At 46.0% G+C, this 3,157-nt stretch carries 3 protein-coding genes; 1 reads left to right on the forward strand and 2 read right to left on the reverse strand.

Annotated features, from left to right (window positions below):
* The first annotated feature begins 161 nt into the window (after window positions 1–161).
* Window positions 162–1,670 (forward strand): CHAT domain-containing protein, encoded by a 1,509-nt coding sequence (locus tag NGM62_RS21625; protein ID WP_262250384.1) that lies wholly within the window; start codon window positions 162–164, stop codon window positions 1,668–1,670.
* Between the two features lie 17 nt (window positions 1,671–1,687).
* Here the strand turns inward: NGM62_RS21625 and NGM62_RS21630 are convergent, their stop codons facing one another.
* Together NGM62_RS21630 and NGM62_RS21635 are read right to left on the reverse strand one after the other, a co-directional pair.
* Window positions 1,688–2,428 carry a tetratricopeptide repeat protein gene (locus NGM62_RS21630; protein WP_262250385.1) on the reverse strand — a complete coding sequence of 247 codons (741 nt, stop codon included), beginning with the start codon at window positions 2,426–2,428 and terminating at the stop codon, window positions 1,688–1,690.
* Entirely contained in the window at window positions 2,415–2,960 is a 546-nt protein-coding gene (locus NGM62_RS21635; RefSeq protein ID WP_262250386.1) for an RNA polymerase sigma factor, read from the reverse strand. The genes NGM62_RS21630 and NGM62_RS21635 overlap by 14 nt, the downstream gene beginning before the upstream one ends.
* Between the last annotated feature and the right edge of the window lie 197 nt (window positions 2,961–3,157).

The following is a 3,157-nucleotide window of genomic DNA, read 5'->3' on the forward strand; positions in this document are numbered from 1 at the left end:
ACTGACTGTTAGTGTGTTGTACAGAATTTAAGGGATGACTATATAAGAATGAATATGAGCGGGGAAACGATCCTGCTCAAGGACGCATAGCTCAACATTTTTATGACTTAGCCGCCCGCCTTTTTCATCGTTACTACCAGAAAGGTGCTTACAATCCGTGGTTGGATAAGACGAATGCCACGATCAATGAGGGCCTGCTTTCGCTCCATTTAGGATTGGGTTCAACTGTTGAAGAAGCGCTGGTCAATAGGATGGAGAACAACCGTTCGCAGCACCTCGCCAAAGAGTTTGAAGCCAAATACCTGCGGTTTCTCCATATACCGGATAGTTTGTTTACACAATACAACCTGCTGCAAGCTGAAATAGCCAGCTATGGGCAGGTAGACGAGCGTCGGGACGAAGCCCATGAAGCCCTGCAGGCTGCATTGAGGGACGTAGAAGCGGAAATACAACAGGCAGATGCGCAGTACTTCTCTTTTTTCAACGATACACTCGATGTGGCGGGAGTACAATCGGAATTGAAGGAGCAGGAATATATCGTGCGTTATGTGGTGGCCGAGGAAAACGTGTATGCATATACCGTACAGAAAGACACTATTTCGGTCGTAAAATTAGGAGACAAAGCGACGTTGCTTCAACAGGCAGCGCAATACCACGAAACCATCAAAAACAAACACAACGATTATGCGGAACAGGCGAAGGTATTATATCGTGCGCTTATAGCTCCGTTGCAGTTGCCGTTGGATGCGTTGCAGAACTTGGTTGTGATTCCTGATAATAAGCTGAATTTTATCCCATTTGAAACGTTGGTTCACCCAGAATTGAACCGACCGCTTGTTTCCTTTTTTCCCATCAGCTATTCGCACGGCCTGCCATTGTGGCTCTTGCAAAAGAAAGCGGCGCCTTCAACGCGGGGGCAGCGGTATTTTGCTGCTTTTGCTCCCCAATATTCGGCAGATTATATGTCGTCTTTCGTCGACGATAATCCAACAAACAGAGGTCGACTGCAAGATATCGCAGCTGCGACATATGAAGCCGTAAAACTTGCAACCTATTTTGACGGAAATCTATACCGGGGCGACCAAGCGACCAAACAGAATTTTTTGCAGCGCGCGGCTGACTATAAGATTTACCACTTTGCCATGCATTCCCTGCTGGATGAAACCGACCACCGAAACTCCAGCCTCGTTTTTCAAAATGGTGAACATTTACGTTATCACGAACTCTATGGTCTCCATTTTCCGGCAGAACTGGTGGTGTTAAGTGCCTGCAATACCGGGATGGGCGAGCTCGAAAACGGCGAGGGACTGATGAGTTTGTCACGGGCCCTGACCTATGCAGGTGTTCGGTCGGCGGTGTATAGTCTATGGGAAGTGCCTGACGAAGAAACGGCGGAAATCATGCTTTCATTTTACGAGCACCTCAAATCAGGGCACACGAAAGTGGAAGCACTCGCGCTGGCAAAGCGCGATTTTTTGGCCGATAATCCGCTGAAAAGCCATCCGTTCTTTTGGGCAGGCTTTGTCATCAACGGGAATACTGATTCGCTAAGTAATGCGGCTTTTCCAGCTACTTATCTGTGGTTCACCGCGGCTGGGCTGATCGTAATTGCCTTATTGCTGTTCATACGAAGACGGAAACGGGCGGCTAACGTCGTTGCCACGGTGTAGTGCTCTCGATGCTAACATCACCTGTTTTCTAACGCATTCACTATTTTTGTTGCTTTATTAGACAGGCTGTTGTCGGACCCGGCAACACGTTCGAAGCGATGCAATGCCTCATCGCTGTCGCCCTGCTGAAGAAACGCCAGTCCTAAATACCAGTTTATAACTGTTGGAGAAAAATATACGGTATCCTCCCACTTCCTTGCCTCCAGTATCCTTATGGTTTCTGCAGGTTGCTTTAATAGTAGACGACAAATGGCCAAATAAAAAGCAGCCGCGTCAGTGGGATGCTCCCCATAAACCTGATTCAGCCGTGTGGCCGCTTGCGCGTATGCCTGTTTGTCGTATAACGCTAATGCTTCCGATAACATGCCCACGGCTGGAACGTCGCCACGGACAGTTGGCGTTACCATGTTTGGATAAGGTTCCATGTATTGTGCGTACAGCTTTTCTGGGGTAACCTCAGGCTGTGAACCCCAAAAGAACCAAGCGGCACCGATAAGCACCAATATACTGGCGGCTGCATACCACCATCGAGCCTGTTTTCGGACAGGTTTCATTTCCTTTTTGTCTAAGTTGTAGAATCGCTCTTTAAGCGCTTGCCGTTCATTGTAAATGACGGTGTCTCGTATTTCCTTCTCAAACTTAAATGCTTCTGAAAAAGTCGTGTCGTGCTGCAACAGCCATTCCAATTGCTGCTGTTGATGGGTGGTCAGCGTTCCCGTAAAATACGCCTCGATAAGTTGAGCATTATCCTTTTCCATTGGCCTGGATTTTTTCCTTTAACTGTTTCAAACACCTGGATTTATGACTTTTCAATGTGTCTTTGGATTCATAAGCCATCTGCGCTTGTATTGCATCTAATTTCAACCCCTTATAATAGAACAGATGCAGCACTTGTTGGCATTTTGGCCCCAATTGGAGGTAAGCCCCTTCAAGTAACTTAAGCCGTTCTTCCGTAGTGTCCATTTCGAATACAGAAATTTTCTCCATGGGCTCGTCGCCTTGCCGCTCTTCCAGTTGCGGCATCGATTTGAGATGAGCGTAAATCTTATATTTTCCGATAGCGAACAGATATGTTTTAATGCTACTTTTCAATGTATCCAACTTCCCCCGTACAATATTTTCATACAAAATAATCATACTATCATGATAGATATCCATTGCCACCTCTTTTGCAATGGGATAGCGACCGGCGAACGCAAGGAACGGTCCCTTATACTGAAGATATATCGTATCCAATGTTGCATTATCACCATTTTTCAAGGATTGAATCCAACGCCGATCTCTATTCATTTAGTGCACTAACATTAAAAAAGTAAGCTTCATTGCCGAAAATATAAAAAAAGATCAAAACTGATGCTTACTTCAACCGATATGATACACTAAAATGTAGAAGCGTCTACGCAGGGAGCGGCAGGCCCATTATTAATCAGTATCAATTTAAAAGAATGAAACCACCACCAGCATTGGTTTTAGTTTCAGGGGCGTTC

The organism is Parapedobacter soli, from assembly GCF_025460835.1.
GTDB classification, from domain to species: Bacteria; Bacteroidota; Bacteroidia; order Sphingobacteriales; family Sphingobacteriaceae; genus Parapedobacter; species Parapedobacter soli.